Origin of the sequence: Rhodococcoides fascians A44A, assembly GCF_000760735.1 — a bacterium.
Lineage (GTDB): Bacteria > Actinomycetota > Actinomycetes > Mycobacteriales > Mycobacteriaceae > Rhodococcoides > Rhodococcoides fascians_E.
The window spans coordinates 1,343,729-1,366,431 of the sequence record NZ_JMEX01000005.1; the positions used below are offsets into that span (position 1 = coordinate 1,343,729).

19 protein-coding genes are annotated in these 22,703 nt (G+C 63.0%); 4 read left to right on the forward strand and 15 right to left on the reverse strand.

All coding sequences use genetic code 11. From position 1 onward, the window contains the following. Positions 1-59 precede the first annotated feature (59 nt). Positions 60-713: a DNA alkylation repair protein gene (locus tag BH95_RS09870; RefSeq protein ID WP_037181744.1), complete on the forward strand. Its 654-nt coding sequence runs from the start codon at positions 60-62 to the stop codon at positions 711-713. Between the two features lie 45 nt (positions 714-758). Here the strand turns inward: BH95_RS09870 and BH95_RS09875 are convergent, their stop codons facing one another. Continuing rightward, entirely contained in the window at positions 759-1,565 is an 807-nt protein-coding gene (locus tag BH95_RS09875) for an ABC transporter ATP-binding protein (RefSeq protein WP_230593870.1), read from the reverse strand. Positions 1,566-1,980: 415 nt separating this feature from the next. On the opposite strand from BH95_RS09875, the gene BH95_RS09880 reads away from it, so the two are divergent. Beyond that, positions 1,981-2,832: a GntR family transcriptional regulator gene (locus BH95_RS09880; protein WP_052059986.1), complete on the forward strand. Its 852-nt coding sequence runs from the start codon at positions 1,981-1,983 to the stop codon at positions 2,830-2,832. A 73-nt stretch (positions 2,833-2,905) separates the two neighbouring features. Here the strand turns inward: BH95_RS09880 and BH95_RS09885 are convergent, their stop codons facing one another. From BH95_RS09885 to BH95_RS09940, 12 genes are all read right to left on the reverse strand, one after another. Continuing rightward, positions 2,906-4,234, reverse strand: coding sequence for an NtaA/DmoA family FMN-dependent monooxygenase (locus BH95_RS09885; protein ID WP_037181746.1), 1,329 nt, complete (start codon positions 4,232-4,234; stop codon positions 2,906-2,908). Next, entirely contained in the window at positions 4,231-5,427 is a 1,197-nt protein-coding gene (locus BH95_RS09890) for an NtaA/DmoA family FMN-dependent monooxygenase (RefSeq protein ID WP_052059987.1), read from the reverse strand. Before BH95_RS09890 ends, BH95_RS09885 begins: the two co-directional genes overlap by 4 nt. Continuing rightward, positions 5,391-6,827, reverse strand: a complete 1,437-nt coding sequence (locus tag BH95_RS29490; RefSeq protein WP_244164878.1) for an MFS transporter — start codon at positions 6,825-6,827, stop codon at positions 5,391-5,393. Before BH95_RS29490 ends, BH95_RS09890 begins: the two co-directional genes overlap by 37 nt. A 26-nt stretch (positions 6,828-6,853) precedes the next feature. Next, the gene (locus BH95_RS09900; RefSeq protein WP_037181751.1) at positions 6,854-8,143 is read right to left on the reverse strand and encodes an NtaA/DmoA family FMN-dependent monooxygenase; all 1,290 of its coding nucleotides are present in this window, start codon (positions 8,141-8,143) and stop codon (positions 6,854-6,856) included. Continuing rightward, on the reverse strand, positions 8,140-9,582 hold the full coding sequence (locus BH95_RS09905; RefSeq protein WP_157773049.1) for an MFS transporter: 1,443 nt from the start codon (positions 9,580-9,582) through the stop codon (positions 8,140-8,142). Before BH95_RS09905 ends, BH95_RS09900 begins: the two co-directional genes overlap by 4 nt. A 95-nt stretch (positions 9,583-9,677) precedes the next feature. Further along, entirely contained in the window at positions 9,678-10,967 is a 1,290-nt protein-coding gene (locus BH95_RS09910) for an NtaA/DmoA family FMN-dependent monooxygenase (RefSeq protein ID WP_020111269.1), read from the reverse strand. Positions 10,968-11,001: 34 nt separating this feature from the next. Beyond that, positions 11,002-12,315 carry an NtaA/DmoA family FMN-dependent monooxygenase gene (locus tag BH95_RS09915; protein WP_037181753.1) on the reverse strand — a complete coding sequence of 438 codons (1,314 nt, stop codon included), beginning with the start codon at positions 12,313-12,315 and terminating at the stop codon, positions 11,002-11,004. Positions 12,316-12,345: 30 nt separating this feature from the next. Continuing rightward, positions 12,346-13,653, reverse strand: coding sequence for an NtaA/DmoA family FMN-dependent monooxygenase (locus tag BH95_RS09920; RefSeq protein ID WP_020111267.1), 1,308 nt, complete (start codon positions 13,651-13,653; stop codon positions 12,346-12,348). Positions 13,654-13,812: 159 nt separating this feature from the next. After that, entirely contained in the window at positions 13,813-15,471 is a 1,659-nt protein-coding gene (locus BH95_RS09925) for an ABC transporter substrate-binding protein (protein WP_052059990.1), read from the reverse strand. Between the two features lie 182 nt (positions 15,472-15,653). Continuing rightward, positions 15,654-16,517 (reverse strand): ABC transporter permease, encoded by an 864-nt coding sequence (locus tag BH95_RS09930; RefSeq protein ID WP_020111265.1) that lies wholly within the window; start codon positions 16,515-16,517, stop codon positions 15,654-15,656. Continuing rightward, on the reverse strand, positions 16,518-17,570 hold the full coding sequence (locus tag BH95_RS09935; RefSeq protein ID WP_033189818.1) for an ABC transporter permease: 1,053 nt from the start codon (positions 17,568-17,570) through the stop codon (positions 16,518-16,520). Further along, positions 17,567-18,394: an ABC transporter ATP-binding protein gene (locus BH95_RS09940; RefSeq protein ID WP_020111263.1), complete on the reverse strand. Its 828-nt coding sequence runs from the start codon at positions 18,392-18,394 to the stop codon at positions 17,567-17,569. The genes BH95_RS09935 and BH95_RS09940 overlap by 4 nt, the downstream gene beginning before the upstream one ends. Positions 18,395-18,779: 385 nt before the next feature. Between BH95_RS09940 and BH95_RS09945 the strand changes: the two genes are divergently transcribed. Further along, positions 18,780-20,072, forward strand: coding sequence for an NtaA/DmoA family FMN-dependent monooxygenase (locus BH95_RS09945; protein WP_019663393.1), 1,293 nt, complete (start codon positions 18,780-18,782; stop codon positions 20,070-20,072). Positions 20,073-20,113: 41 nt separating this feature from the next. Here the strand turns inward: BH95_RS09945 and BH95_RS09950 are convergent, their stop codons facing one another. Together BH95_RS09950 and BH95_RS09955 are read right to left on the reverse strand one after the other, a co-directional pair. After that, on the reverse strand, positions 20,114-20,512 hold the full coding sequence (locus BH95_RS09950) for a hypothetical protein (protein WP_020111262.1): 399 nt from the start codon (positions 20,510-20,512) through the stop codon (positions 20,114-20,116). Continuing rightward, the gene (locus tag BH95_RS09955; RefSeq protein WP_037157901.1) at positions 20,513-21,763 is read right to left on the reverse strand and encodes a GGDEF domain-containing protein; all 1,251 of its coding nucleotides are present in this window, start codon (positions 21,761-21,763) and stop codon (positions 20,513-20,515) included. 181 nt (positions 21,764-21,944) lie between these two features. On the opposite strand from BH95_RS09955, the gene BH95_RS09960 reads away from it, so the two are divergent. Beyond that, on the forward strand, positions 21,945-22,694 hold the full coding sequence (locus BH95_RS09960; RefSeq protein ID WP_019663396.1) for a GntR family transcriptional regulator: 750 nt from the start codon (positions 21,945-21,947) through the stop codon (positions 22,692-22,694). Positions 22,695-22,703: the final 9 nt, after the last annotated feature.

Genomic DNA, 22,703 nt, shown 5'->3' on the forward strand with positions numbered 1-22,703 from the left:
TCGGTGCCGGTCGGTACCAGCACGGGACAAGTGGCTGCACGCTGTAGGGAGTGAACGAAATGGGTGACGTGAAGAGGATCGAACAGGAGCTTCGTGCACTGTCGAGTCCGGACCAGGTGGATCTGATTGCCCGTCGTGTCGATCGGAACCAGATCATCGGGGTTCGCATGGGATCGGTCTTCGGTCTGGCGAAGGCGAACTGGCGGCTGGACTTGGGCACGGTCCGAGAACTCGTGCAGTCCAACTGGTTCGAGGTTCGCATGGTCGGGGTCAGCATTCTCGACGCACGTGCACGGAAAGGCAGTGCGGCCGATACCGAGCGGACGGAATTGTACGAGCTGTACCTGGACGAGCATGCGCAGATCGATACATGGGATCTGGTGGATCGAGCTGCGCCGCGCGTGGTCGGACAGTATCTGCTCGACAGGCCGAAGGCGCCTCTGTACGTCCTCGCCGACTCGGCCAACCTGTGGGAACGGCGAACGTCGATCGTCGCCTGTTACTGGCTGATCCGAAACGGCGAACTCGACGATCCATTGCGCATTCTGGAAGCCCTGATCGACGACCCGGAAGTGTTCGTCCACACCGCGCTCGGAACTGCGTTGCGGGAAGTGAAGCGCGCAGACCCGGCAAGGGCGGACGAGTTCCATCGGGCGCTCGGCAGCCGCCTGCACCCGGCCGCTCGACGTGCGATGAAGGTCGGCCGCACATGAGCTGTCCGTCGGCGTTGTGTTCTCGGCACGAGGTCAGGGCGTGGATCAGTTCGTGACGAAGTCCCCGAGTACGGGTAACCGTGACGCCGACCGGTTTGCCAACGTAGGCACGCACCCGAGAAGTCCCTTCGTGTAGGGGTGGGTAGCGCCCGAGACGATGGTGGTCGACGGTTTCTGCTCGACGAGCTCTCCTCGGTACATCACGAGCATCGTGTCGGAGAATTCCAAGCAGAGTTTGATGTCGTGGCTGACGACCAGGAGCGCTGTTCCCTCCTCGCGCGTGAGATCCTGCAACAACTCCATCGTTCCGCGCGCAAGTGACGCGTCGAGCGCGCTGGTTGGTTCGTCGGCGATCAGGAGCCTGGGTGACCCGCACAGCGCCAGCGCCGTCATGACCCGCTGCCTCATTCCTCCGGACAGCTCGTAGGGACGACTGCGCATCACTCGGCCGACGTCGTGCAGACCGACCTTGTCGAGCCAATGCGCGGTGACATCTGCACGTGCGCGACGACCGGTGACACCTGCCCCGGCGAGAACGTGGCTGAACTGGCCGCCGATGGTCCACACAGGATCGAGAGCGGTCATCGCATCCTGGAACACCATGGCGATACCGTCGGTCCGGCTCGGAACGCTGCGCCTCGTACTCGGCTGTTGCGGCACACCCTCGAATTCGAGGGTGTCCGACACGACGGACGCGCCACTCGATGCGCCGATCAGCCCGGCGATCGTCATGGCCAGTGTCGACTTCCCCGAACCCGACTCGCCGACCAGGGCAACCCGCTCACCGGGAGCGATGTCGAACGAGACGTCCTTCACCGCGGCGACGGCCGACGTCCCCGTGCCGTATGTCACAGAAAGATTCTTGATGCTGAGTACAGAATTGCTCGACGTGGACGTGTCAACCGCGTCGATTACTCGGTCCTGCACCGTGTTCGAGGAAATCGAGCGTTCCGCTGTTGTCGTCATTCATGCTCCCACCGAGGCGTCCGAAGAGGTCGATTACGTCGGTAATGCTTCATCAGGGGTGTTTCCCAGACCGATCCCGTTGGTAAACAACGTATTACGCGGACCGAATCGGTCGCTTGATGCTGTGCTGACCTGGGAAATCGCACATACTCGTGCGTTCATGTGCCGCTGGATGACCAGCGGCACTGCGGCCCCATTCCGATAGACTCGTCGAACCGGTTGATCTCATCGTCGCGGCCAACCCGTCTCCCTGTCGTTCGATTCTGCGTGCGAACGTTTATCACCGAAAGGCCTCGACAGCATGACCCGTCCCTTTTTCGACAACGAGTTCGGCATCGTCGCAGCGCATCGCCGTCGCCAGGCGGACGAGCAGCGCGCACGGTATCTGCGTGCCCAAGCTGCACGTCAGGAGAAGTTCGTCACGTCGCCGCGCCGCGTCTACGAGCTGATTCGTTCAGGAATTCGTCGCGGAACGATGCCGCACGACGAGACCCTGTCGGAGCAGCATTTGATCGACACGCTCGGGGCGACCCGAAACGCGGTGCGCAAGGCATTGCAGATGCTGGCCGACGATGGTGTGGTGCTCCGTGCCCGTCGAGCTGGGACGTCTGTCGCTCACGACATCGTTGCGGTCCGCGATGGAGAGGTCGGCCCGCGTGCCTGGGCTGGAATGCCGGACGAAGGCCGACTGACCGTGGATACACTCGAATGCCGCAGGATTGCCGCGCCTGCGGTACTGCAGAACTTCATCGGCACCGAGGTGGACACTGTGGTGTTGCTCGAGCAGGTGGGGCGGATGGGGGGCAACCCGTTGTATCTCCGCGTTGGATACTGCATCACCGATTTCGAGATCGAAGAATTCATCACCCGTATCGAGAGCAACCATTCCGAGTACCCGCCGATAGCTGTGGCGCACAATCGGATCTTCGGCACCGTCTACGGCGGCAGCAGTTCGGTTGTGGAGGCGATCTCATGCCAGGAACGTGCGGCGGAGCTGCTGGACATGCAGGTCGGTGCGCCGGTGCTGTTGCGGGAACTGATCACCAGAGACTCCGAGGGACGCCCGGCAGAGCTGAGCTTCACACACTTTCGTGCCGATCGCGTGGCGATAATCGGATCCGCCGACCAACACGTAATGTCTCCGCACCTGTGATCGACAGCAACGGAGCCGGCACTGGTGCCGGCTCCGTTGCTGTCCAGTAGGACAGCGGCTTTCGAAACGTGGGTCAGAAGTCCAGCAGGTTGCTTCGGAAGTGCCTGTGCGCGTAGCCGTCACGCACCAATCCTCGACGCCGCAGCGCTGGCACGAGCCCGTCGGTGACCTCGGTGTAGTAACGCCGACCGAGCCTTCCGGTCATCAGGAAACCGTCACCCCCGACAGCGTCGATCACCTCTTCCATTCGTTCGGCCACTGTCTCCGGAGTTCCGACCAGGGGGACCGACGTGATCGACCACGTCGCCGCGAGTTGCCGGAGCGTCTTCTCGGAGCCGTCCTCGTTGAACTTGCTGCCTCCGGATCCGGCGAGAAAATCCGCCAACGTGGTGCGGTGACCGTTGGTGGACAACGGCGGCGGGGGAGCGTCGATGTCCATGGTCGACAGATCGTTGCCCGTCACAGCCGACAGGTGCGCCAATGCCGCGTGCACTCGGCCGTCGGTCGCTTCCCTGGACCGAGCATCGAGCTCGGCTGCCTCGGCATCGGTTTCACCCAGGACCGGAGAAACGATGTACATGATCTTGATCGAGTCGGGATCGCGACCGGCGTCGGATGCCATCGTTCGTACGTCGTCGCGGTAGGCCTTCATCGCCTCGATGCCTTGAGCCTGACAGATGATGGTGTCCGCGTTGCGTGCCGCGAACGCGCGTCCACGGGGTGAACCGCCTGCCTGGCATATCACCGGACGCCCCTGCGGCATCGGGAGCGTGTTCAGCGGCCCCCGCGTGCGATGAAACTTTCCGACGTAGTTCGCATCGTGGACCTTGGTGTGGTCCGCGTACGTACCCGACTCGCGGTCCAGTACCACCGCGTCCGGTTCCCACGACTTCCACAACGCGTCGACTGCTTCGACGAACTCCTCCGCGCGCTCGTATCGTTCGTCGTGCGGTGGCAGGGCGTCCATTCCGAAGTTCTGCGCAGCGCGATCCTCGCTGGAGGTCACCACGTTCCACCCGACTCGTCCGTGCGACATGTGATCCAGCGTCGAGACGGTGCGCGCGAGCAGATACGGGGGATAGAAACTTGTCGACATCGTCGCGACGATCCCGAGCCGGGAGGTCGCGGCTGCGAGCATCGGAACGAGGGCTACCGGATCGTGTTTGGGCGCGTACTGAGCCTTGGCGAGGTCGAACTCGGTTGTCCCACCGTAGATGTCGGACACCATCGATGAGTCCTCAAGCATCAGGTAATCGAAGCCCGCGCGTTCGAGAGCCCGCGCCATCTCCACATGCAAGCGTCCGTCCGCCCAGGAATCGGCGTCGGACCCGGTCCAATGCGATGTCCACACCGGAGGACGGAAGCTGGTGAACCAACCGAGGTGCATCCGCGGCGTGCTCATCGCGCACCTGCCAGGTGCTCACGGAGGCTCTGGCCTCGGAACCCGGTGCCCGCGACGCCGCGGCGACGAAGCTCTGGCATCAATCCGTCGCACACGTCGTCGACGTATCGCCGGTTCAGCACACCGCCACCACCGCCGAAGAACAGGAACCCGTCACCACCGACCTCCTCGATGACGCTTTCCATTTCGTCGGCTACCGATGCAGGCGTCCCGACGAGCCTGAGCGACTCTGTTCGTTCTGCCGCGACAGTCTCGCGGATGGTCCGTCCTGCCGCCCAGGTACGTAGATTCTCCAAGATGCTGGTGCTCCCCTCGGTGTGCAGATCGTCCGGAATCGGCTGGTCGACGTCGAACTGAGAGAAGTCGATGTCGCCGGACAGCATGATCAGACGCCGCGCAATCGCGGCGTCGGTGGGCTCGTAGTAACGCTCCGCGCGACGGCGTGCGTCCTTCTCGGTCTCGCCCAGGATGGGCGTCACCATGTACAGAACCTTGACATCGTCCGGATTTCGGCCGAAACCAGCTGCGCGCGAGCGAATCGTGTCTCGATACGTACGCATCGCAGCGCGGCCCTTCGGCGCGGACACCACGAGATCGGCGACACGGGCAGCCAGATCGATGCCCGACGGGGACGCTCCCGCCTGACAGATGACGGGTTTGCCCTGAGGACTCGGCAGTGTGTTCAGCGGACCGCGAACCTTGAAGTGCTTACCGGCGTGGTCGATGGTGCGAACTTTGGTGTGATCGACGTAGGACTCCAAGCCAGGGTGAATCGGCGACGTGGCGTCGCCGTCCCAGGACGCCCACAGGGCGTTGGCCACGTCGACGAATTCCTCGGCGATCTCGTATCGTTCGTCGTGGCCAGGGAGGGTGTCGTGGCCGAAGTTCTGAGCCGCTCGGTCGCCGGTCGAGGTGACGATATTCCAGCCGATTCGGCCGTGACTGAGGTGATCGAGGGTGGAGAGCAACCGTGTCAGCAGAAATGGGGGATAGAAGCTCGTCGATGCGGTGACGACGATGCCGATGTCGTCGGTCTCGTACGCGAGTCTCGATGCCAGAGCCATCGGATCATGCTTGGGTGCCCTCGGTGTCCACTTGAGTTCGGATTCGAACGTGCCCCCGTAGATGTCGGTGAGCGCGGTCGAGTCCTCGAGCATCACGAAGTCGATTCCCGCTCGCTCGAACTTCCGCACGATGTCGACAGCGAAAGATCCGTCTGCCCAGTCCGTTCCGCCGGTTCCTGCCCACGGGCCCGTCCAGTCCGGGACGAGATAGTTGGTGAACCAGCCGAGGGTGAACGGTGTTGACATCTCTCCTCATTTCTCGAGCGGTGCTCGCGATGTTCCTTGGTCGGTAAAGATCTGATGGACGACGCCGAGGTCGCGGATTCGTCGGTGACGACCGCCTTGGAATCCGGGGTCGCCGTTCCGTTGGTTCGCCATGGCCGGAGCGCAAGCAGAACGGCCAGTATTGCCACGGGAACGCTTGCGGTGAATGCCAGGGAGTAGGAGGTCTGCGCGGCCACTGCACCGGCGACGAGTGGGCCGAGCATGGTTCCGACGTCGAAGGTCACCTGGTACACGGCGATCGGCGTTCCTCCCCGCCCGTGCAGTACGTCTCCTACCGTTGCAGCACTCGCCACCATTGCGAATGTTCCGCCGATACCCCACAGGATCATGGTCGAGACGAGCACCAACAGGGTCGGGAAGACAGCGAGCAGAACGATGCCGAGCAAGATCAAGGCCGATCCTGCGGCCAGCATCGGGCGACGCCCCCATCGGTCGACGAGGATCCCGGCGGGTTTGACCACGACGATCTGTACGATCGCGCCGACGACCAGGACCAACCCCGAGACGAACGGGCTCCCACCGATGACGGTTGCGACGAACAGTGGAACGAGAGTGAAGCGAACGCCGTTGCCTATCCACCCGTTGGCGAAGTTGGACGAGATCGCCGCGCGAAAGCCTGGATGACGAAGTGCGTCCAGCAGACTCATCCGCTCGGGTCGCGTGGACAGGTCGTGCTCGACGCCGGCTGCCGCGTCCTTGCGGTCGCTGGATCGGAACGCCAGCCACACCACTGCAACTCCGACGATCAGGGTGATCGCGTGCGTCAGGAAGGGGGCTCGCAGTGATACCAGGGCGACGGCACCCCCGATAACCGGACCGAGTACCCCGCCGATCAGGAAACCCGACTGGAACACCGACGCCGTACGCCCTCCGCTCTCTGCTGTGCTGTAACGGAACAGCAGTTGCTGCCCCGATACGGTGAACATCGCCGTCCCGATTCCCCCGACCGCTCGGAGCAACAGCAGAGCCAGGAACGTGGGTGCGAAGGCCGCAGCCAGTGACGATGCCGCAGCGAGGAGCAGGCCGATCGTGAGTACCGTCCGCTCGTCGAAGCGGAGCAGGATGCGGCTCGCACCGAACGAGGCCAGCACGCGAGTGAACGCGTAGATGCTGACCACGGACGATGCAGCGAGGTCGCTGACACCGAAGTCCCGTGCGAACACGGGGATGACCGGTGCGACGACGCCGTACCCGAGCCCGATACACACGTTGACGAACGCCAATGCGTACACCGGGCCCGGCACGACCGAATCGCGTCGAGGGAAGCACATCAGAACGACAGGAGGTTGTCACGGAAGTGCGCGTGCTCGTACTTCGTGCGTACGAGGCCGCGTCGCTGCAGTGCAGGCACCAACCCCTCGGTGATCTCGCCGACGTAGCGTCGTCCGATGCTGCCCGTGATGAGGAAGCCGTCGCCTCCGACGAAGTCCATCGTCTCGCCCATCTGCTCGGCGACCGAGTCGGGCGTTCCCACGTAGTGCACGTTCTTCATCGACCATCCGAGAGCAGCCTTGCGCGGCGTGTTTCCGTAGGAGAGGAAGTCGCCCAACGTCGTTCGATGTCCGTTGGTGGACAGTTCGGGAAAATCCTCGTCCAGTTCGTAACTCGAGAGGTCGATTTCGGTGAGGGCCGAGATGTGACCGAGTGCGGATTCGATACGTGAGTCGACGTCCGCAGTCATTCGTTCGACCTTCGCCCTCGCGTCGGCGTCGGTATCGGCAAGCACGGGTTGGGTGATGAACATGATCTTGCAGCTGTCAGGATCGCGTCCTGCCTTCTCCATTCGCATCCGGATGTCGTCCCGGAACGCCTTCATCGCGACAGGATCCTTGGCCGCGCTCAGAATGGTCTCGGCGTTGCGCGCGGCGAACTCCCGGCCGCGCGGTGAGCCGCCGGCTTGGCAGATCACCGGTTCACCTTGCGGGGACTTCGGAAGGTTCAGGGGGCCGCGCGAGGCGTGAAACTTGCCACGGAAATTGGTGACGTGCACCTTGGTGTGATCGACGTACGTGCCGCTCTCGCGGTCGAGCACCATCGCGTCGTCCTCCCACGATGCCCAGAGTTGCTTGACCAGATCGACGAATTCGTCCGCGCGTTCGTATCGTTGGTCGTGCTCGGCCAGCTTGTCCATACCGTAGTTCTGCGCAGCACGATCTTCGCTGGAGGTGACGACGTTCCAGCCGACACGGCCCTTGCTGACGTGGTCGAGCGTCGAGAAGCGGCGAGCGAGCAGCCACGGTGGGTAGAAGGATGTGGAGCAGGTTGCGATGACTCCGATGTGCTTGGTCGCGGCCGTCAGCACCGGCACCAGCGTGACCGGGTCGTGTTTGGGGGCGTAGAGGCCGTACTTCAGGTCGACGCGGGACGAGTTCTCGAAAGCATCCGAGACCATCGACGAATCCTCGAGCATGATGTAGTCGAAGCAGGCCCGCTCGAGTGCTCGCGCGAAGTCGACGTGCAGCTCACCGTTCGCCCACGTCTTGCCCTCGTCGCCGGCCCACGTGGTGTTCCACGGCGGATTGGAGAAGTTGGTGAACCACCCCAGATGAAATTTGGTCATTGCCGTGTACTCCTTGTTCTCGATTGTCGTTCGGATGAAAGGCGACGGACTCTCCGGATTTCCGACGGTTCGTCGTCTCGGACTCCGCGCAGTGTCGACGGAACACTGGCGGCGAGGGCGCTGCCCGCCATCATTGCGATTGCTACGACGAACCCTGTTGTCAGGGAGCTTGTTTCCGATGCCGGCAGCATGAGGGCGTCCCCGGAGTAGACGAGTTCGCGGAGCGCAGGAGGCAATGCCGACACGGCCAGGACCAACGCAAGCGCAGTGCTGACCGTCACCGCCGTGTTGTCCAGCGATACACGGAGCCCGTTCGCCATGCCGGATCGGTTGGGCGGTACGCCGACGTTGATTGCCGCAGCATTTGCGGTCTTGAAGATCGCACCGGTCAGTCCGAGCGCGAAGAGTACGACGACGACAGGCACATCCGCTGCAGGTCCGCCGATGTGCAGAGCCAACACCGTGAGTACGGCGGCCGTGCCGAGCGTGGAGGCCGTGGTCAGCACTCGCGTCCGTACGCGAGTCGCCAGCCGACCGGCGATCGGCGACATCATCGTCGTGCCGACCGCCAGTGCCGTGATCTGCAGTCCTGCCTCGATCGGACTCCGTCCTTCGACACTCTGGAGGTACAGGGACATCGTCACCGCCACTGCACCCTCGGCGATGGTGACGAGAAACGACGCGCTGTAGGCGCAGCCGCGGAAGCGGCTGGCCAGCAAGGCGGGATCGACGATCGGGTCGACGGTGCGCCGTTCCCACCACCAGAACAAGGGAAGGCCCAGGACGACCACGGCCAAGGGGAACAACGCGTGCACCGAACCGAACCCGACACTGCCACCACGGTTCACCCCGTAGACGAGGCATCCGAGCACAACCATCGATCCCACCGCACCGGCGTAGTCGAACCTCGCGACGCGGGGTGGCCGATCGGTCCGGCGCAATGTGATCGCGGCCCAGACCGTCCCGAGCACTCCGAGGGGTACGACGACTCCGAAGACGCCGCGCCACCCTGACGTTTCGGTCAGAACACCGCCCAGGAGCGGGCCGATCGAAACGGCGAGCGACATGATCGTGATGTTCCAACCGATTCCGATCGCCAGTTGCGCTGGCGCGAAGGCCTCGACCAGCAGCGCGGTGGTGTTGGTGATCACCGCGGCAGCGCCGACGCCCTGCACGACCCGTAACGCGATCACCAGAGCTGGATCGCTCGACAGTGAGATCACCGCACCACTGACCGTCAGCAGTGCGAGGCCCGCAAGGTAGACCGGCCGTCGGCCGAGGATGTCGGCTACCTTTCCCAGAACCAGAATGAAGACGGCGGTCGTCAGCAGATACGCGAGCATGAACCAATCGGTCTGCGCTGCAGAGGCGTTCAAGCCTGCGCTCATGTCCGGCAAGGCCACCGGCAGCATGCTCACCGAGACGAAGGTGATGCTCATGCCTAGCCCGGTGACGGACAGCACTCGCCACGGATAGTTGTCGGGGCGCGACGGTGGCCGCGCATCCACCGGCGAGTACGCCCCTGCAGCGTCGATCAGAAGTCCATCAGGTTGTCGCGGAACAACTCGTGCGCGTAGCCGTCGCGGATCAAGCCTCGCTTGCGCAGCTCGGGCGCCAGGCCGTCGGTGATCTCGCTGATGTACCTGCGGTGCACACTGCCGGCGATCAAGAATCCGTCCCCGCCGACCTCCGCTGCGATCTCACCCATCTGCTCGGCCACGGCGTCGGCCGTCCCGATCAGGTCTACTGACTTGCGGATGTCCGAGCTCGCTGCCTCGCGCAGAGTCATTCCGGTCGTGTTCGCTCCGATCAACGCCATCGTGCCGCGGCCTGCGTTGGTCTCCACCGAAGGAATCGGCGCGTCCAGATCGAATTTCGAGAAGTCGATTCCGCTGGCGTAGGACATCGAGGCGAGGTTGACGTCGATGTCGTTGCGGAAGCCGGCGAGGATGCGTTCGTGCTTGTCCTCGGCCTCGCGCTGGGTCTCACCGAGAACGGGACTGACGATGAACATGATCTTGCACGAGTCGGGATCTCGGCCCTCAGCGACCATTCGTGCGCGAACGTCGTCACGGTACGTCTTCATCGCCTCGACGTTTTCGACCTGAGCCAAGATGGTTTCGGCGTGCTTGGCGGCGAATCCGCGCCCCGCCGGAGAGCCACCGGCTTGGCAGATCACCGGACGGCCTTGCGGCGTCGGCGTCGTGTTCAGCGGTCCACGAGACGAGTGATACGTGCCCTTGAAGTCGATGGCGTGGACCTTCTCGAAATCTGCGAACACTCCGGCCTCACGGTCGAGGCGCACGGAGTCCGGCTCCCACGATGCCCACAGCTGCTTGACAAGATCGATCCACTCGTCCGCCATCTCGTACCGGTGGTCGTGCTCGAACATCTCCTCGAACCCGAAATTCTGCGCGGTGCGCACGTTGTGCGAGGTGACGAGGTTGATGCCTGCTCGGCCGTGGCTGAGATGATCGAGCGTCGCAGCCGTGCGAGCTGCCATGTAGGGCGGATGGAAGGACGTCGTCATCGTGCCGATGAGCCCCAGGTGCTCTGTGAACTGGCTGAGGATGGGGAGCAGGGAGTGCGGATCCTGCTTCGGGACCGACCGTGCGTTGGCCAACCACCATTTAGCGTTGCCGCCGAACGAGTCCGGTACGAACGAGCCGTCCTCGAACATGATGTAGTCGAAGCCTGCACGTTCGAGTGCCCGCGTCATGTCGATGTAGAGTTCGGGGTGGTTCCATTCGGTACCGCCCTCACCCGACCACATCTGGTTCCACGACTGTACCTGCCAGCTCAGAAACCAACCCAAGTGGAACATGTGTCCTCTTTCTTACGTGTATGCGATCGACAGATCAGAATGCGCGAAGGTTGTCGCGGAAGTGCTTGTGCTCATAGGAGGTACGGGTCAACCCGCGACGCTTGAGTGCGGGGACGAGCCCGTCGGTGATCTCGGCGACGTATCTGCGGTTCATCGGCGCCCCGGCAATGAGGAACCCGTCGCCACCGACGTCCTGCATCACGCCGTCCATCATGTCGGCGACATCGTCCGGGGTGCCGACGAATTCGAGCGTGTCGATTGCACTGTGGCTGGTGATCCGCTCGCGCAGGGTCTGTGTCCCGTCTCCCTTGAACTCGGCGAAACTGCTTCGGTGGCCGTTGCTTTCGAGGTCCGCAGGCAACGGTGCATCGAGGTCGAACTGGCTGAGGTCGATACCGGACAGATGAGACCGGCCGGCCAACAGGCCATCGATGTTGCGCGATGCTGCGTCCTGGCGTCGCTGGTGCTTTGCCTTGGCCTCGGCAGTCGTCTCACCCAGGATCGGCGAGATCAGATACATGACCTTGACGTCATCGGGGTTACGCCCGGCTTCGGCGGCGCCCTGGCGAATGTCCTCGCGGTAGCGGCGCATCTTGTCGGTGCCGTGCGGGTTGGAGATGATGGCATCGGCGTGTTTGGAGGCGAACTCCTTGCCTTTGTCCGAGCCTCCTGCCTGCAGGAACACCGGTCGTCGCTGTGGGCTGGGAACGGTGTTGAGCGGTCCTCGGGACTTGTAGAACTTGCCCTCGAAGTCGATCCGGTTCACTTTCTCGTGGTCGGCGTAGATGCCACCTGGCGCGGTGTCGGCCACCACCGCGCCCTCCTGCCACGAGTCCCACAGCTTGCGAGTCAGTTCGACGAATTCGTCGGCCATGTCGTACCGAAGATCGTGCTCGGGCATGTCGAAGCCGTAGTTCTGTGCTGCACGGGTGTTGCTGCCGGTCACGATGTTCCAGCCGATGCGACCCTCCGCGATGTGATCGAGCGTCGACATCAAACGGGCGACGGTGTACGGGTGGTAGAACGTCGTGGTGAGCGTCGGCACGATGCCGAGGTGCTTGGTGGTGTAGGAGAGGATTGCCGCGAGTGCAGCGGGATCGTGTTTGGGCGCGGCAGATGCCGTCGCGAGGTAGTACTCCATCGACCCCTTGTAGGTGTCGGAGACCTGCACGGAATCCTCCATGATCAGGAAGTCGAAACACGCGCGTTCGAGCGAGTGTGCAAGGTCGACGTACTGATCGGGCATCATCCAGTCGGTGGCACCGGTACCGGACCACGGCTGGTTCCAGGATTGGACACCGAACCCGGCGCCGAGGAACCAGCCCAGGTGAAACTTGTTGGCAGTCATGTTGTTCTCCAGTGATCGAGACGTGTCGAGTCAGAATTCGAGAAGATGATCGCGAAGGTGTTCGCCCGTGTACTCGGTTCGCATCAGTCCACGTCGTTGCAGGGCGGGAACCAGTCCGTCGGCGATTTCTCCTATGTAGCGTCGGTTGTGGGGTTGGCTCCAGATGAGGAATCCGTCACCGCCGATCTCGTCCATGGCCTCGCCCATCTGCTCGGCCACCTCGTCGGGAGTGCCGACCAGCTCCATGGATTCGGTGCGGTAGGCGACGCATGCTTCGCGGAGTGTCCGTCCGTCTGCCCACTTGCGGAAGTTCTCAAGCGTGGACTGATGACCGTTCGTGTGGACGTCCTCGGGAAGTGGTTTGTCGAGATCGAACGTGGAGAAGTCGATCTCCATGCTCGCCGACCATCCGATGAGCGGACCCATCGGATTGGCGCGCACCGCGTCGGCTTTGCGCTCCTTGCGGTCGAGAGCATCCTGATGTGTCTCGCCGAGAATCGGTGAGACGACGTACATCACCTTCGCCGAATCCGGGTCGCGTCCGTGTTCGACCATGCGCCTCCGGATGTCGGCGCGGTATTCCTTCATCGCGGGAACGCCCTTGGGCAGCGCCATGACCATGTCGGCGTGCTTGGCCGCGAAATCGCGGCCGGCGGGGGAGCCGCCTGCTTGCGTGATCACCGGACGGCCCTGGGGGGACGGGAGGGTGTTGAGGGGGCCGCGTGACGAGTAGTACTTGCCCCGGAAGTCGATGGTGTGGACCTTGGTGTGGTCCACGTAGGTGGATGTCGCGCGGTCCATCACCACCGCGTCGGCATCCCAGGAATCCCAGAGTTGTTCGACCAGTCCGACGTATTCGTCGGCGCGGGCATATCTCTCGTCGTGGGGCGGAAGTGTGTCCATTCCGAAGTTCTGCGCGGCGCGATCCTCGCTGGAGGTGACGACATTCCACGCGATACGCCCCGACGAGAGATGATCGAGCGACGCGATCGACCGAGCCAGCAGGTAAGGAGGATAGAACGACGTGGACGCCGTGATGGAGATTCCCAATCGCTCCGTCGCACGCGTCAGGAGCGGCGCAAGAGCCATGGGGTCACCCTTCGGAGCCCATCCACCCGTGCGGAGTGTCGCCTCCGAGCTCCCGCCGTAGGTGTCCGAGACCATCGACGAGTCCTCGAGCAGAAGGAAATCGAAGCATGCGCGCTCGAGCGTACGGGCGAAGTCGACGTAGAAGTCGCCGTTCAACCAGTCTTCGCTGTCGGTGCCTTCGAAAGTGGTGTTCCAGGCGGCCGGGACGAAGCTGCCGAACCAGCCGAGATGAAATCTTTTGTCTGTCATAGTCCGTTCGTTTCTGCCGGTGTGTGAGTCGACTTCACCGCGGGGATGTTTCGAGAAGCGGCGCGGTTGGTAGCCGCCCGATTTCGCCGCGTATCTTCTGCGTTCTCGCACGCAGTTCGGTCGGTTGGCGGGATATGACCACCGACCGAACGGGCGGAGCTACTGCGAGAACGACAGGTTCGAGTAGTCGATACGGAAATCGGTGCGTTGAACGAAGCCGTCGATGCCTGCCTCCAAGGCCACCGACGGGCGCACACGAGCAATGAAGATGTACGGCGCCTGCTCGGTCATACGAAGCTCTGCCGCGTTCCAGTACTCCCCGGCCTCCGGGCTCAGAGCGTCGCCTGCATTCAGTCCCTGATCGACGAGACCCAGGAATTCGGGATCGTTCCACAGTGCGGTGTTCGAGCCACCACCCGGCTGAGTGAGCAACTGCAGCGAGTACGGCGGGGTCATGGTCACCGATGCGCCGATCGAGAGGCTGGCCTGGATCTTCCCGTCGAGCTGCTCAGCGTTGAGTTGAGCCGCAGGAACTTCGGAGATGGTGACGTCGATGCCGGCTTCGGCAGCGTACGACTGAATCTGAATTGCAGTGTCCTGCGCAGCGGGGAGCTGGTTGTTGACGCTGAGCGTGAACGCGAAGCCGTCCGGCATGCCGGCCTCCGCGAGCATCTGCTTCGCACGTTCCGGATCACCGTCGTACTGCGGTAGGGCGGATCCATCCCAGTTGGGCGCTTTGTCGTCCAGAACGTGGTTGTACTTGTACGCGCGGTCGAAGAAGACGTCGGACATGATCTGGTCGTAGGGGATCGCGTAGGCCATGGCCTGGCGCACCCGCACGTCGTCGAATGGGGCAGTGGTGGTGTTCATCGCGTACAGCAGGTACTGGTTCGAGGTGGTCGTCGGTACCGTGACCGCCTCGTTTCCCTCGAGCGTTGCCTGGTCCGAGGAACGCAGCGCGAGCGCAACATCGGCGTCCCCGCGGGTGACCATGTTGGCGCGCGTTGCAGGATCGGCGACTACTCGTCGAATCATCCGCTTCACCTCGGGCTCGCCGAGGACGAAGTCGGGGTTAGCCTTCATGACGATCTCCTGGCCCGGAGTCACCGACTCCAACATGTAAGCGCCGTAACCGAAATTGCCGCGCATCATGTCCTCGGCACCCCACTGCACGGCGTAAGGATCGTCGGGAGTGGCGTTCTCGATGAGATAGTTGCTGTCGTAGATCGATCCGATGTTCTCGGCCAGGTTAGCCAGCAACGTCAGGCCGTAGCCCGCTTTCTCCACGGTGAAACTGACCGTGTAGTCGTCGATTTTCTGAATCTGAGTGACCGGGTCGGTCAGCATCGGCTTGAAGTAACCGGCCATACCGCCACCCGGAGTCGCGAACTTGCGCTCGAAGGACCACAGCACGTCGTCGGCGTCGAGTTCGTTACCTTGTTGGCTCGACACACCTTGCTTCAGCTTGAAGGTGTAGACGAGTTGATCCTCGCTGACGTCGTAACTCTCGGCCAAGTACGGCTCGAAGTTGTAGTAGTCCTGCACCAGAGCGTCCGAGCCGTCCTCTTCCACGTACGGTTTGCGGATGAGCTGCGCGTGCATGTTGTTCGTGACGTCCTGGTTGTCCGTACCCGCGGTGTAGCCGTAGTCACGGACGACGTTCGACGCCTGGTCGGGGGTCACGACGATGATTTCGCCGGTGCTGGCCGCGTCGGATCCTGCGGACCCACCGTCGGAGCACGCACTCAGCGCGAGCGCGCCCGCGAGAAGCGGGATGGACCATTTGAGCCCGAAAGGTAGGCGATGGGAGTGTTTCACTACGAGTGTCTCCTTCGTCGATGCATGGGGGATCGACGGGTGTCGCGTGTCAATTTGTCGACGCCCGTGAAAATGGGAGGTGCACGTGCTCGGACAGCGCTGTCCGTGTGCTGATGGGGTCACTCCGCCGGCTGCGCTCCCGCGCGTGAATGGGTCACTCCGCCGGCTGCGCTCCCGCCGCGTCAGTGGGAGCGGCGCGTGTCTTTCGTGAGATGACGGCCGACGATGGCGACGGAAGCCACTGTCGCGCACAGAGCGAACGCGGGTGCGCCGGCGGCCCAGAGCTTTCCGATCGCCGCATCGCCGGCGCCGCGCGTGATCATCGATCCCCATTCCGGTGTGGGAGGTGCGAGACCCACTCCGAGGAAGCCGAGAGCCGCGGTCAGGATGATCGTCAGTCCGAACACCACCGACGCGTTCTGCAACGCAGGGACGGACGAGTTGGGAAGCACGTGCCGGAAGACGAGTTGGGTCTCGCTGAGACCGGCCTGCCGGGCAGCGTCGAGGTAGGCGTCTCCTCGAACCCGCAAGACCTCGGTGCGCACCAACCGTGCCTGAATCGGTGCGAGAATCACCGACAACGTGAAGATCATCGTCAACGACGAAGTGCCGAAGAACGAGACGACGACGAGTGCGACGATCACGGTGGGTACTGCCTCTAGGAGGTCCAGGAACCGGGCGGCGCCGCGCGCCAGGAATCCGCCGAGCCCACGTCCTGACTCGTTCATTCCGATCGTGAGGCCGATGAGAATGCCACCCACTGTCGATGCGATCGTGACGAACAACGCGATGGTGACGTCGATCCGTGCGCCGGCGATGGTTCGAGAGAACACGTCGAGTCCCGTGGAATCGGTGCCAAGCAGGAACTCCGAGTTCGGTGAAAGCGACGGCGCGCCGACAACTTTCGTCGGATCGAACGGTACGATCCACGGTCCGACGAGCGCTACCAGAAGCACGAGGGCGACGGGCACGAACAGCAGGAGGGTCTTGGGTGAGGCGCGCTTCGTCTTTCGAGTCTCGCGTGCAGAAGTCGTGACGCCGGCCATCTAGGAAGCACCTCCTTGCCGACCCGGCTTGCGCCGAGGGTCGAGCAGCATGTTGATCAGGTCTACACACAGGAACACGATCAGCGATATCGCGGCAACCACCAACAGGAAGCCCTGTAGAGCAATGAGATCCGTTGCGGCAACGGCCTCCACGGCATAGGTGCCCATTCCGCCGAGGCCGAAGAGAGTCTCGAGAATCACGGCACCGCCCAGCAGCGAACCGAAGACCATGCCGAACAGTGACACCGTCGGAGGGAGGGCCCGCCGATAGGCACTGAGATAGATGTACTTGCGCGCCGATCCCGTAGCAACCTTGAACAGCGTCGGGCCCGCGGTCAGGCTCGAATCCAACGCAGTCAGAAGCTGTTTGAGAAGAATGGGCGTAACCGAGACCACGAGAACCGAGATCGGCAACAACAGGTGTGAGGCCATCGAGGACACCACCACGGTGTCGCCGCGTAGGACGGCGTCGAGCAAAGGGAGAGAAGTGATCGGATCGGGTTCGGTCAGCCCAGGTCGCACCCGCCCCGAGGGGGCCGGGACGACCTGAAGCGTCGCATAGAAAAGGAAGATTCCGACGACGCCCACGACGAACTCGGGCACCGCGCCCGCTGCCTGGGCGTAACCGCGCACGGCGCGCGATGCGAGAGAGCCGGGCCACGCCACGACAATGGCTGACAACAGCAGAGTCACCGCGACGAGAAAAGTGAACGCGATGCCGGCCAGTTCGAGTGTGCCGGGTAAGCGGTCAGCGATGTCAGTGGTCACCGGTCTACCCGTCATGATGGCGTTTCCGAGATCGAAGTGCAGGAGGTTACCCAGATAGGACATGAGTTGGCTCCACAGACTTCCGTCGAGTCCCAGCTCGGCCTTGGTGGCCAGATAGTCTGCTTCGGTGGCCTCAGGTCCGACTACTTCACGCGCAGGGTCGCCGGGGATCGCTCGCACCAGGAAGAAGGCTGCAACTGCGAACACCAGCAGGTGTAGAGGTAGCACCGCCACACGCCCCAGCCACCAACGCTGGCGGCCGACGAAATTCTGCAGCGCGTTCATCGGGCTGCTGCCACGGCTAGCTGCTCGACTTCGTCGAGTCCTCTGTACGCCTCGAGCAACTGCTCGGTGTACGGGTCCTGCGGTCGCTCGACCACGTCGTCGGTGGTGCCCTGTTCGACGATGACGCCGCTACGCATGACGACGATGTCGTCGGCGATGAAGGCTGTGGCGGGCAAACCATGCGACACGAACACCAAGCCGCAGTCCTCGGCCGCGCAGTAACTCTTGAGCATGTTCAGTATTGCTCCCTGGACCGACACATCGAGCGCGGAGACCACTTCGTCGCACAACAGAATCCGCGGTTTCACCACGAGCGCACGTGCGATCGAGAAGCGTTGCCGCTGACCTCCCGAGACTTCGGCGGGGTACCGATCTGCCATCGACGGGTCCAGTTCGAGAGACGCGAGTGTCTCGTCGACGCGGACGTTCGCCGTCTCGGTGTCCATACCGAGCAAACGCTGCGCAGGTAGCCGCACGGCGTCACGCAGCGTTCGCCTCGGATCGAACGACGACGTCGTGTCCTGAGCGACGTACTGTATGCGGGAACGAAATTCGCGGCGTCCTCCTCGGGTCGACAACACGCCGGGTAATGCTGCGCCGTTGTACGCCACAGTGCCATCGGTGGGCTCCAGCAGCCCGCACATCATTCGGACCAACGTCGACTTGCCCGACCCGGACTCACCGACGATTCCGATGGCCGACGCAGACGTGACCTTCATGCTGATGTCGTTCACAGCAGCCTTGCCGGACCCACGGCGATGGAAACTCTTGCCGAGGTGCCTGGCGTCGATCTCGGCGTATGCACCGCGCACAGTGCCACTCATCACGATCCTCCAACCCGTTCGTCATCAGCAGATGTACTGCCTTGACCGCAGAGCTTTCTTCAGACTCGTTACTGAAAGCGCCTCGAGGCGTAACCGAAGTATTACGCCAGGTGAAATGCCTGGTCAGAGCCTTGAGAATCCTCTAAACGCCATTGTGATCTACCTCTCTGTGGCGTTATCGGCGTCCGAAACGGCCCCCAGCAGGCCGAGTGCGCGGCGTAATCGGTCAGTTACGCCTGGGCCATGTTCGTTAATCCGATTCCCCCAAGCTGGTGCGCACGCAGCGTTACCGCTGCCCATGGAAACCCGAGAGGACTTCGATGAACGTACTTCTGCCCCGCGATCACGCCGAACCCGAACAAGGACCGACCAGAGGTGCAGGCGCATGATGCATCTCGGGTGGTTCTTCACAACCGGATTCGGTGTCTACGGCTGGAATCAGCCATGGTCCGGCAATGTACCTGCCGACGTCGGGCGGCCGGATCTGTTCGTCGACGCGGCGCGCAGTCTCGAACGGGCGGGCTTCGACTACATCATGCTGGAGGACTCCTCCGTTCTGTCGGACGTGTATCGCGGAACGTTCGAAAGTTCGGTGCGTCGCGGCACCACCGTCCGATTCGATCCGATGCCGCTCGTACCTCTGATGGCCCAGGCAACCGAGCGAATCGGAATTATCGCCACCGTCGCAACGACCTTCTATCCGCCTTTTCTCGCTGCTCGCTTGATGGCAACGCTCGATCATGTGACCAAGGGCAGGATCGGCATCAATCTGGTGACGGCAAGTGCTGACGGTGCTGCCCAGAACTACGGCTTGCCGAAGCAGATCGAACACGGCCTGCGGTACGAGATGGCCGACGAATGGATCGACGTCGTGTCTCAGCTGTGGGACTCGTGGGAGGAGGACGCCCTGGTTCTCGATGCCGAATCCGGCGTCTTCGCTGACCACGAGAAGATTCACAAGGTGGGGTTCGAAGGGAAATATTACGCCTCCCGCGGTCCCCTCAACGTCCCACGTGGACCACAAGGGCGTCCGGTCATCTGTCAGGCGGGCGGCTCGCCTGCAGGTCGCGCGTTCGGAGCCAAGCATGCCGACACGATCATTGCCAACGTGCGCGGACTCGATGCGATGCGCGAGTATCGCGAGGACATCAGCAAGAGGTTGCTCGAGTACGGACGCAAACCGGACGATGTCAAGGTGCTGTTTCTGGTCAGCCCGATCATGGCCGACACCGACCAAGAAGCGGCAGTCAAACGGGACAGAATGCGCGAGGTCCAGAAGAACAACATCGACGGAGTATTGGCTGCGATGTCCTACCTTTCGAGCACCGACTTCTCACAATTCGACATCGACGCGCCTGTACCGGATCTGACGAAGTACAACGGGCACAAGAGCACCCTCGAGGACATGGCAAAGTCAGGCAAGACATTACGCGAGATCATCGCCAACTACCCGACCGTGGAGTCCATCGAACTCGTGGGCACCACCGAATCCGTTGCAGCACAAATGGACGAGGCGATGGACTACGTGGGCGGCGACGGATTCCTCATCGCGTCTCCGGTCACTCGCAAGGTGATCTCCGAGATCAGCGACGGGCTCGCGCCTGCTCTCCGGCGCCGCGGTGCGATCCGAGACGGTTATTCGAAGCCGACCTTTCGCGAGAATCTCGCAGCGTTCTAGCCGGCGCCGAGTGCGCGGAGGGCTCCGCGCTGGCGGAACGGTTACATGTACGAGGCGGCGAACATCAGGAACACCACGAACAACGCCGTTCCGCCGAGTGCGGCGCCGATCATTGCCTCGCGCCCATTGGTGGCCGTTCCGTCGACGGCGCGGCTGAGGCCGACCCATCCGCACACGACGGCTACCAGGCCCGCGGGGATCGCGAGATAGTCGCCGATGAAGGGGACGAACGCGCAGACGACTGCAACGATGCCTGCAATCAGCGCGACGCTCCCGGCGCCATCACGGTACAGGGACCGTGCAGCCGGTTTCTTGCCCACAGCTCCTCCAACGGGTTGCACCGAGTCGTGCGTTGCCGCCGAGCGGGTTCTTTCGGCACCCTCGGCGATCTCGAAGATACGCGCATTCGGGACAGCCGGCCGCTCGATGAGCGCGAGCATTCACTGCCGGTCTATGTGGCGTATTCCGGCTTTGGCTTCGTACAGCGCGATGTCCGCTCGGGTGAGCAGGTCTTCGAGAGTGGAGAGGCCGGTGTTGCGGGCGATGCCGATGCTCAGTTCGATGTTGATGGTGCACTTCATGAGCTGAATCGGTGCCCGCGCTGCGATGCGAAGGCAGTCCGCGATGTCGGCCGGGTCGACGTGGCTGCCGAGTTCCGTGTCCGAGAACAAAGCGGCGACGAATTCGTCGCCGCCTATTCGGCCCAGGACGATGTCGGTGCCACACTGCTCGGAGAGTCGGGCGGCGGTGATCCGTAGCACCTGGTCGCCGATGAGGTGGCCGTGTGTGTCGTTGATCGTCTTGAAGTCGTCGACGTCGATGAACAGGACGGCTGCGGGGGCGCCGATCTCGGTGCTGATGCGATCGATCCGCTCGAACAGTGCGGCCCTGTTGAGGACACCGGTGAGGTCGTCCAGTCGAGACGCGCTCAGCAACTCTCGGTAAGCGCCGAGCAGGTGGTCCATCGTGACGGTCACGGCGGTGATGTCCCGGAAGCTGACGGCGACGACTCCGTCGACGTAATTGGCCGTGACCTCCATGATCGTGCCGGGAATGAAGAGCGAGGGCACTTCGATCCTGATTTCTCCTCGTGTTCGGACTGCGTCACGGTGAAGGTCGTCGAAGTACGAGCCCTTCGTGGTGGGGAGTGCCTCGTGGAGATGTCGGCCGAGCAACTCGGACCGATGGGCACCGAGGTGGTGCTCTGTCTGCGCGTTCACGTACCGGATGATCAGGTCGGTGTCGAAGATGGCGAAACCGAGGGACACACTGTCCAATGCGGCGCTGAGTTGGTGGGTGGATTCGTGTGGGTGAACTCTCGACACCACGCCGGTCAGGACCTCCGGGGTGCCGTCGGGGGTGTACTCGATGGACACGCTGCGGGTCAGGACGTGCCCGATACTTCCGTCGGGCAGAACGATCCGGTAGATGCACTCGGCACCGATGTTCTCGCTGGCGTCGCCGTACAGATCGACCAGTAATTGGGCATCGTCGGGGTGCACCCGATCGCGCCAGATGTCGATGGGGGGCCGGGGATCGGCTCCGGCAGCGAAGATGTCGGTGGCACGGGCGTCCCATTCGAGGAGTCCGTCCGCGATCCGAAAACGAGTGATCCCGATCGAGGCGGTGTGGGCATCGATGTCGGATACGCGCGGCCCCAGGCCAGTGAATTCTCGACGTGACTCGGCCACGATGCGTACCCTCCTTCACTTCACCGACCCGGTACGAAGTCTGCACCACACCTGCCCTCTCGCACGGCGAAACAAGCGCACGAAGCGCCCGACGTCGACGGCCACGGTGTGGTTACCGGTGCGTGCCTGGGCGCGGATTACGATGAGGATCGGATCGAAGCATGGTGGGAGGTGATCGGACGTGGCCGAGGCAAGGCACGAGTTCGTTGCTCGGCAACTCCGTTCGGCCATCACCAACGGTGAATACGCTGTCGGAGATTCCTTGCCGAGCGAGAGTGCACTGTGCGCCCAGTACGAGGTCTCACGAGGCCCGGTCCGTCAGGCACTGGCGTCGTTGTCTGCCGAAGGCCTCGTGCAACTGTCGCAAGGCCGCCCCGCAGTGGTGCGGAGCAACGATGCGGCGCAGACCCTGGACACCTTCACCCCGTTCTCCCAATGGGCCAGGAGAACGGGGCGCGAGGCGGGAAGCAAAACCCTGGAAGTGTCGCGTCGTCGGGCATCTCCATCGGCCGTCACGGCGCTCGGAATCGAGCCCGACGATTTCGTCGTCGAGGTGGTGCGTGTTCGGTACCTGGACGGCGAACCGACGATGATCGAGAGAAGCGTCTTCGTCGACGCCGTCGGCTCACTGCTGTTCGAATTCGAGACCGACTCGGGCTCGATCACCGATTACCTCACCGGTCGGGGAGTGCGTTTCGAGTCGATGTCACATGTGCTCGACGCTGTCTCGGCCGATTCGGTCGATGCCGACAGCCTCGGGATCGCCGAGGGTAGTCCGTTGCTCCGAGAGCGTCGGACCTCGCGTGACCAGTACGGGATCGCGTTCGAATACGCGGACGATCGCTATCGGTCGGATCAAGTGGTGTTCAGCATCGTCAACTCACGAACCGTCGACCCGCGGATGATCGCTCCCGACAACTCCGGTAGCTGACCGAGCCGC

Coding starts and splice junctions, on each gene's coding strand:
- BH95_RS09935 (WP_033189818.1), bottom strand. CDS start 17,570: ATGAACGCGCTGCAGAATTTCGTCGGCCGCCAGCGTTGGTGGCTGGGG.
- BH95_RS09880 (WP_052059986.1), top strand. CDS start 1,981: ATGACCCGTCCCTTTTTCGACAACGAGTTCGGCATCGTCGCAGCGCAT.
- BH95_RS09930 (WP_020111265.1), bottom strand. CDS start 16,517: ATGGCCGGCGTCACGACTTCTGCACGCGAGACTCGAAAGACGAAGCGC.
- BH95_RS09920 (WP_020111267.1), bottom strand. CDS start 13,653: ATGACAGACAAAAGATTTCATCTCGGCTGGTTCGGCAGCTTCGTCCCG.
- BH95_RS09885 (WP_037181746.1), bottom strand. CDS start 4,234: ATGAGCACGCCGCGGATGCACCTCGGTTGGTTCACCAGCTTCCGTCCT.
- BH95_RS09900 (WP_037181751.1), bottom strand. CDS start 8,143: ATGACCAAATTTCATCTGGGGTGGTTCACCAACTTCTCCAATCCGCCG.
- BH95_RS09940 (WP_020111263.1), bottom strand. CDS start 18,394: ATGAGTGGCACTGTGCGCGGTGCATACGCCGAGATCGACGCCAGGCAC.
- BH95_RS09910 (WP_020111269.1), bottom strand. CDS start 10,967: ATGTTCCACTTGGGTTGGTTTCTGAGCTGGCAGGTACAGTCGTGGAAC.
- BH95_RS09905 (WP_157773049.1), bottom strand. CDS start 9,582: ATGAGCATCACCTTCGTCTCGGTGAGCATGCTGCCGGTGGCCTTGCCG.
- BH95_RS09870 (WP_037181744.1), top strand. CDS start 60: ATGGGTGACGTGAAGAGGATCGAACAGGAGCTTCGTGCACTGTCGAGT.
- BH95_RS09950 (WP_020111262.1), bottom strand. CDS start 20,512: ATGCTCGCGCTCATCGAGCGGCCGGCTGTCCCGAATGCGCGTATCTTC.
- BH95_RS09945 (WP_019663393.1), top strand. CDS start 18,780: ATGATGCATCTCGGGTGGTTCTTCACAACCGGATTCGGTGTCTACGGC.
- BH95_RS09915 (WP_037181753.1), bottom strand. CDS start 12,315: ATGACTGCCAACAAGTTTCACCTGGGCTGGTTCCTCGGCGCCGGGTTC.